At 44.5% G+C, this 7,435-nt stretch carries 5 protein-coding genes; 2 read left to right on the top strand and 3 right to left on the bottom strand.

Annotation, left to right across the window (positions count from 1 at the left end; genetic code table 11):
• The first annotated feature begins 42 nt into the window (after positions 1 to 42).
• Together FDK13_RS25355 and FDK13_RS25360 are read left to right on the top strand one after the other, a co-directional pair.
• Complete coding sequence (locus FDK13_RS25355) at positions 43 to 957, top strand: dihydrodipicolinate synthase family protein (protein ID WP_137342810.1); 915 nt, start codon at positions 43 to 45, stop codon at positions 955 to 957.
• Positions 958 to 1,138: 181 nt separating this feature from the next.
• A complete protein-coding gene (locus tag FDK13_RS25360) occupies positions 1,139 to 2,101 on the top strand; it encodes a succinylglutamate desuccinylase/aspartoacylase family protein (RefSeq protein WP_137342811.1) in 963 nt (320 codons plus the stop codon).
• 39 nt (positions 2,102 to 2,140) lie between these two features.
• Here FDK13_RS25360 and FDK13_RS25365 read toward each other — a convergent pair whose 3' ends face one another.
• From FDK13_RS25365 to FDK13_RS25375, 3 genes are all read right to left on the bottom strand, one after another.
• Positions 2,141 to 3,661, bottom strand: coding sequence for a N,N-dimethylformamidase beta subunit family domain-containing protein (locus FDK13_RS25365; protein ID WP_137342812.1), 1,521 nt, complete (start codon positions 3,659 to 3,661; stop codon positions 2,141 to 2,143).
• 48 nt (positions 3,662 to 3,709) lie between these two features.
• Positions 3,710 to 4,510 carry a 3-keto-disaccharide hydrolase gene (locus FDK13_RS25370; protein WP_137342813.1) on the bottom strand — a complete coding sequence of 267 codons (801 nt, stop codon included), beginning with the start codon at positions 4,508 to 4,510 and terminating at the stop codon, positions 3,710 to 3,712.
• Between the two features lie 33 nt (positions 4,511 to 4,543).
• Positions 4,544 to 7,435: DUF7133 domain-containing protein (locus tag FDK13_RS25375; RefSeq protein ID WP_137342814.1), on the bottom strand; the 2,892-nt coding region annotated here is incomplete at its 5' end.

Here is a 7,435-nt window from a genome sequence, read left to right on the forward strand (position 1 = left end):
AAGGCGGTTAAATAATTTTTTTGAAATAATTCAAACAATAGTATGAGTAGTAAATTAGCAATCGGAGGCCTTTGGCCCGCACTTTTAACACCGGTAGATTCACAAGGAGCCCCTGCATACGGAGAACTGGAAAAAATGGTTCAGCTTTGCATCGACCAGCAGCTCGATGGGATTTACCTGCTGGGCTCTACTGGCCAGGGCGTACTTTTCTCTGAAAAGGACAGGATTGAAATTACAAAGCAAGTAATGAATATTGCCGGAAATTCCCTGCCTGTTATTGCCCAGGTTGGCGCACTTAACACCCATGAATGCGTGCGATTGGCCAAAGCAGCCCAAGAGGCTGGTGTTTATGGAATTTCTTCCGTTGCCCCGATCTATTATCAGGGTGGTGTACAAAACTCGCTGGCACATTACAGGGCGATCAGCTCATCGATCGATATACCTTTTTTCCCATATCATGTTGGGAATCAAAGTGTTTTTGGTGGTGACGCACGTTACTACATTGATCAGATATTGGCCCTGCCTAATATTGAAGGGATGAAACTGACCACACAGAACCTTTACGAGATCAGTCTGATGCATATTCTTGCCGGTGATGATCTGATTCTTTTCAGTGGTGCGGACGAATTATTTTGTCAGGCGACCTTGTGCGGAACCGTAGGTGCTATTGGTAGTTTTTTCAATTTGTGGGGAGAAGAATGTCAGTACGTTCGTAAAGCATTTATAGGTGGAAATTTCGAGCTGGGCAACCGTTTTATGCTCACTTTCCAGGAAATAATCAATTTCGTTTTACCCAATATCTGGACGTTCCTGCAAAAAGCGATGCAGATGAAACATGGCATTGCCATTGGTATTCCCAATCCGCCTTTGGGGATGGGCAATACGCAATGGCAGGAAAAAGATGTCCAGGATATTCTTGATCGTATTGCTGCTGTAAGCGGATTGGTTACGAGCTGAAACACGGCCTGGTTGTTAAAGATTTCATTAATGTTATTTCCTATTCCTATCCCTTGATTTTTTGTTAAAGATGATATTCCGGCTGGCACTTACCATAGAATTGCCAGCCGGATATTGCCTGCAATAGAGAGTTCAAAATTTTTACTTTTAAGTCAGAAATCCTTCTCATTTGCAAATACTTATGCAGAAAAACATTCATTTTATTAGAAAAAAACATATCAGATCTGGTATTGACGGCCCGAACGTTTTACTTACGGCCGGAGTTCATGGTGATGAATATGAACCGATGCTGACAGCTCTTGATTTAGTCAAAGAACTTCCCAGAAACCTGACTAATGGCAGCGTTACCATCGTGACGACAGTAAATGAAAGTGCTTATTCAGCGTCAACACGGTATGGTTCTGATGGATTGGATCTCGCCCGTATTTGTCCTGGTAATTTGCAAGGGACAGTTTCTGAGATTGCAGCGGCTCAAATAAGCAGCCTGATCCGGGAAGCAGATTATTTTGTTGATATGCATACCGGCGGATTAATGTATGACATTGCTCCTCTGGCAGGTTATATGCTTCATCCCTCCTCTGATATTCTTAAAAAACAATGGCAGATGGCACTGGCTTATGACCTTCCTATTATTTGGGGAACGGATTACCGGCCCAATGGAAGAACACTTTCTGTGGCACGCGATGCAGGTGTTCCTGCGATTTACCTCGAATATGGTGGCGGCAGCGGCATACGTTGGGAGGTAGTAAGAGCTTACAAGGATGGTTTTTTAAATTTGCTAAAAAGTTTGGGCATGATTGACCAACCTGTTGAAAGTCAGCCAATGGAAAAATGCTACTGGGTGGAAGATCACCGAACAAACAGTGGTTATTTGCAAGGAAAAATGCCTGCTCCGGCCGACGGAATTTTTATATCAGAAATTAAACTGGGAGAGATCGTACAAAAAGGACAGCGTTGGGGAAAAATAGTGGACCCTTTCAATGGTAATTCAGTTGATGTATTGGCTGACATATCCGGACTGGCATTTTTGAAAAGAGTTATTGTGAAAGTAAAAAAGGGAGATGCACTGGGTGGAATATTACCCGTTGAAAAGCCAGGAATAAAAGTTGTTTATGACAACGGAAAAGTGCGTAGTTCCTCCTGATTTAAGATTAACTTTTTCTGTTCCCGTTGTTTTCTCATGTTACAAAATCGCCTTCCTGAGTAAATTATGCGTGATTTGCTGTATCCGTGGATCAGGCCCATGCGGACGATTATAATGTGACCATGGAAGGGTATGGCCAGGAGGACTGCTTAAACCCTGCGCCCAGAATATAGTAGATGCATTAAATATAAAATTACCTTTGGGACCGGGATAAATTACAGACTGCCATTTGGAAGGGACCTTGCCGCCCATCCAGGCGATTCCTTCAGCAACAACTTCCAGGCCGGCAATATCGGCTGAATCCCCATGGTATTCCCAACCAATCAATCCTGGTATAAAATCTCCTTTTTTAATTCCTGTATTATTAAAAATCCAGTGTTCAGGTTTTGTAATAATCCAGTCTCCTCCTCCATTAATTGGCTGAACATTTCTAACTCCCATTAAAAGTCCTTCATCAGGCCCTCTTTCCGGGAACGGACCATGGTCTTTTTCCCGGCTGACAGCATAATTATTTTGGGCACCATAAGGACCTGCCCGGAAAATTCTGCCAAGTGGATTTCCACTTTTACTTGTTGTAAACGGACTTACCCAGCAAACTGAATTACCAGAGAAAAACAAAAGGTTTACACCTTTTTCCCTTAATTCTTCAACACTTCTGAACTGACGTATGTCCCAGTATTCATCATGCCCTACGCTTAAAAATGCTTTTGCTTTCAAAGCACGGCCGGGTGTAACCATATCACTGTTAGAACAATAAGCAACGTCATAACCGTGTTGTTCCAAAAAATAAGAAAAAGGGCGTTCAAAAGAGATAAATTCCCCGGATCCAAATGACAGCGGATCATTAACGATGTCGTTGTATTGTGATTGTCTTCCATATGGCCGGTCAAAACTTACAGCCGCCCATGGGCCTTGCGTTCCTTTGGGATGGGTGTATATCGAATAATTATTTGGCCATCGGTTGTAAGCCTGCCAGGTATTATCCGAGCACTGAAAAAGAATATCTACCGGCCTTTGATCTTTTACAATAAATATGATATAACTCTCCCAGTAAGGTTCACCCGCTTTTTCAGGAAGTGTTTTTAGTTTGCCAAGATACACACCGCTTAACCAGTCAACAGGAATTTTCAGACTTGCAGATACTTCCCATTCACATTCATGGATATTTTTCTCTCCTGTTTGTGGAGTCGGCTGAGATTTGCCAATCAAAGGACCTATCGTTTTTACCAATCGTGCGCCTGCTCCCCCGTAATAACCTGTCCTGTAAATATCTATTTTGTATGCTTGTGCCGGGTCAGCAGAGACCATAATATCAAGCTGGTCTCCTGCATTTATACTTTGTTTGGAACAATATCCTTCAATCAAACTGGTCCGGTGATGATCCTGATCCGGACGTACACGGGTAAGCTGCCAGTCTGTTGAACCTTTCTTTTTGTTTTCAACAATAATCGGATTAGTCAGCTCAGTGTTGGCAGACGAAAGTGAATATATCCCGGTTCCCAATCCCATTTTAATGGCATCCCGGCGGTTCAACAGGTTTTTGCCTTTATTTTTTTTCATAAGCTCTGTTATTCAGATGAGTTTGTTCCTTATAAAATCTCCGGCATGTTATTTCACTTGCAAGTGTGTCAGCTCTACTTTTCTGACATACATTTCCGCTCCTTCCGACTGGATCTGTATACGCCCTTTCGAAGGTTCCACACGCGAAGCCTGATTAACGAGTATTCCGTTCACATAGATAGAAATCCTGTCACCTTCGGCAACACATTCCATTGTATTCCATTCGCCAGCCGGTTTTTCAATATCGCTGGCTCCTACAAATCCCTTGATATCTTTCCACTGCGGATCCCTTCCAAACCAGTCGATACGCCCGCTGTGAATAGTCAGCGGTTCACCTGCCGGCTGGAAAACTTTTCCCCCGCCTTCTTTTTTTGGAGCCACAGATGCCGTCAGCGAATAATTGTCAGTTCCGTCTCCCACCACCAGAAAATCCCCTGTACCTCCTTCAATAATCTGGCATTCAATCGAATACATCCAGATTCCGCGAAAGCCGCCATCGGGACCTGTTGAATGCACAAGGATTCCATTATCGCGTGCATTGTCCGCTCTTGGTTTATAGGTTTTATCTCCCCATTTAAATTCTACTTTCAGCCTGTAATTTTCATACTCTTTGTTGGTCATAATACTTCCGTATTCCTCTCCTGAAATATGGATCAGCCCTTTTTCAACCGTAAATACTTTTTTAACATCATGATTACGTCCACGATTTTCAATGAAAGAATACCAGCCTTTCAAATTTTTTCCGTTAAAAAGCCTGACGGTTTTGTCAGAAGACTGGGCCATGCAGCTTGTTTGTGGCAAAAACAAAGAAATCAGAAAGGCAAGCGTCAGAAAGTTTATTGTTTTCATTTGAACACCAATTTGCAACGTGAGGATTTAGCATTATTTATTTTCCTGCGCCTTGATCATTCGATCCAAACGGTAAGGAAGCGCTTCCAGAAAAGCAGCCAGATTAGCCATTTCACTGGTCGTTAACTGCTGATCCAAGCCGGGTGGCATCATTGATAAAGTTTGTGGCTCAATGGCTGTGATCTCCGAACGGGCAATCCGTAAACCAGGCGCGGGACCGACCTCTATCACAATAGATTCAGGTAACTGTTCTTTGATAATTCCGGTGTAAGCCGTTGTTTTTGTGACCACCCGGTAGGTCTCATATTCCCTGGCAAAACTGGCGCTTGGATATACCACTGCTTCCAGGATATCATGTTTGGAACGTATCTCTCCAATGTTGTTCAGATCCGGGCCAAAGCGCCCTCCCTGCCCGCCCACGGCATGACAGGAATAGCAGGATGCTTTGCCAAAAAACAATTTCCGGCCTTCGCCAACGTCACCTCCTTTGAGCTGGGCTTCCATTTTTTGCAAGTGGGATAACCGTTCTGCATGTTGTTCATTGAGCTTGGTAATCAGCGGTGCAGCCATGGCATGCACCGAAGCCGGAAAGTTTTTAAGCAGTCTTTGAAAATCCGGTTCCGACAAATTATCCAGGCGTACCCTACCAGTCTGCAAGGCAGTCAGCAGCTCCTTTCCCACCTGTTCACTGCTGTTTCCTTCAAAGGTTTCCATTAAAGCAGGCAATAGAAAAGCATCGGTTATACCGATCTGAGTTTGGGCGATGACAGTCAATTGCTTATCATTCAGCTCAGCATGATTCAACAGCCTTACCGCAAGTTGTCTTACCGGAGAATCGTACTGAGGACCGATATATTTTAACAAAAGTTGAAATTCTGTTTCTGAAAGCGCCGGAGATGACATGATCCTTGCACTCAGTGCTTTAAGCCGAAAGTCTATTGGCGTATCGGAATTCTGAACAATTTCGTTCAAAATGTTATTGAAAGATTTTATTTGTCTTGACTCGATCAGCCCTAGTACCTTGTAACGAACCGCTGTATCTTTGCTTTTTAATTCCTTACCCATTTCGGTAATCCATGGCTCCGGCAATTCTTTTAATGAACATCCTGCTATTACATCCAGCATTAATAATTTTCTGTCAGAAGCAGCCTTTGGATTACCCAGCTGCGCGGCTATGAATTGCTGTAAATCAGGTTCCTTAATGAAAGCAAGCATCAGATCCTCAACCGGGCCTGAATCAGAAACAGCGCTTACACGAAGGCTTTTTTGCAGGAAGTCAATCACAATATCGGTCCATTCCTGATGATGCGAGGCAATCCAGATCCCTGTGCTTCTCAGCGCCGGATCCTTGCTTGCCAGTACGGCAGGCAGATATTTTTTTTGAAGCGGTTTTCCATCCATTTGGTCCAGTCCAATCAGCGCTGCGATCCGCATTTGCGGTGAAGGACTATCCAGCGCTTTTACCATCAGACCCGTGCTTTTTAGCAGGATCAATGAATGGATAATGGCATGCTGCACAAAACGGTCGCTGTTACCGGATGCCGCATTCAGCAACGCAGGCACCGCTCTGGCATTTCCAATCTGCCCCAAAGCAGTAGCTGCCTGACGGCGGACAGCCGCAGCATCTTTCTGCACCATACTCATTAGTTTATCAACAGATTCCGTATCTTTTGCCAGTCCCAAAACCCTTACCGCGGCTGTCCTGACGGCACTGCTTTTGTCATTCATCGCGCTGCGCACACCCTTCCAGGCTGCGGCCGTATTAATTCTTGATAAAGCAAATACAGCAGCGGCCCGCATCTCTTCATCTTTAATGCCTGGCAACGCTTTCAGAACCGGGTTCACTGCCGAATTTCCCCTCAGTATTAATTGTTCGATCGCATTGTCGCGCACGACCGGGCGGGAATCTGTCAGGTATTTTGCAAGATCCTCTGGTTTCTGCTTTTCAAGCTGAAGTTTTTTCCCCCAGGCGTCTTTTACTTCGGCAGTTCCGTTTTTACGGATGCGGTAAATTCCTCCTTTTACATTCGGTTTAGCTACCCGCGATAAAGGACAACCCTCAATAAACCAGCCACCTGTAATGACTACAAGCATACTGCCGTCTGCATCTTCAAACACGTCGGTAGGATGAGAATCAGAGCTTAAAGATTTCATGAAAATCTCATCCGTTGTTTTAAAAGTTGCGCCGTCAGCTGAAACAATATGACGCATAACACGTCCGGTATTAAATTCTGCATTGAACAAATTATTCTGAAATTCAGCTCCAAATCCACTGCCCCTGTAACGCATAATTCCGGAAGGCGCTACCCTGGGCATACGCGTCATTACCGGCATTAAGTCTCCGGTCAGTTTCATTCCGTCCTCTTCTATCACAGAATTAGGTTTTGGATAAACGCCTCCTTCAACCCAGTGCATGAGTGCATCTCTTTGTCCATCCTGCGGTTCCATAAAGTAAGTCATCGTACCAATGGTTTCACCCGAGGGCATAAAAGCGATTTCAATGGAATTGTCAAAGCCTCCTCCGGCCATAGGTTCCAGACCGGTCCCATCCGGGCGGCAGCGCCAGATCCGTGCACTTTTTCCTTTTAAAACTTTATGTTCTTTGGTAGTAATATTAAATCCCCGGCGTGCATCGGTAATGTAAAGCCAGCCGTCAGGACCGAAAAACGGGCCACCCAATGTCGCACCGTTAGAGCTTAGCGTCCAGCCGGTCAGTATTACTTCTCTTTTATCCGAAATCCCATCATCATTGGTATCGGTGTAGCGGATCAGGTTCGGAGATTCGGTAACATATAAACTGCCCTGATAGAAGACTCCGCCCTTCGGGAAAGGGATATTTCTTGCGAAAATCTGATTTTTTTCAAACTTACCATCGCCGTCCACGTCTTCTAAAAGACGGATGTGATAGGACGGATTCGCAAGCAT

The sequence above is a fragment of the Dyadobacter frigoris genome, from assembly GCF_005280585.1.
Taxonomy (GTDB): Bacteria; Bacteroidota; Bacteroidia; order Cytophagales; family Spirosomataceae; genus Dyadobacter; species Dyadobacter frigoris.

Coding starts and splice junctions, on each gene's coding strand:
- FDK13_RS25355 (WP_137342810.1), top strand. CDS start 43: ATGAGTAGTAAATTAGCAATCGGAGGCCTTTGGCCCGCACTTTTAACA.
- FDK13_RS25360 (WP_137342811.1), top strand. CDS start 1,139: ATGCAGAAAAACATTCATTTTATTAGAAAAAAACATATCAGATCTGGT.
- FDK13_RS25365 (WP_137342812.1), bottom strand. CDS start 3,661: ATGAAAAAAAATAAAGGCAAAAACCTGTTGAACCGCCGGGATGCCATT.
- FDK13_RS25370 (WP_137342813.1), bottom strand. CDS start 4,510: ATGAAAACAATAAACTTTCTGACGCTTGCCTTTCTGATTTCTTTGTTT.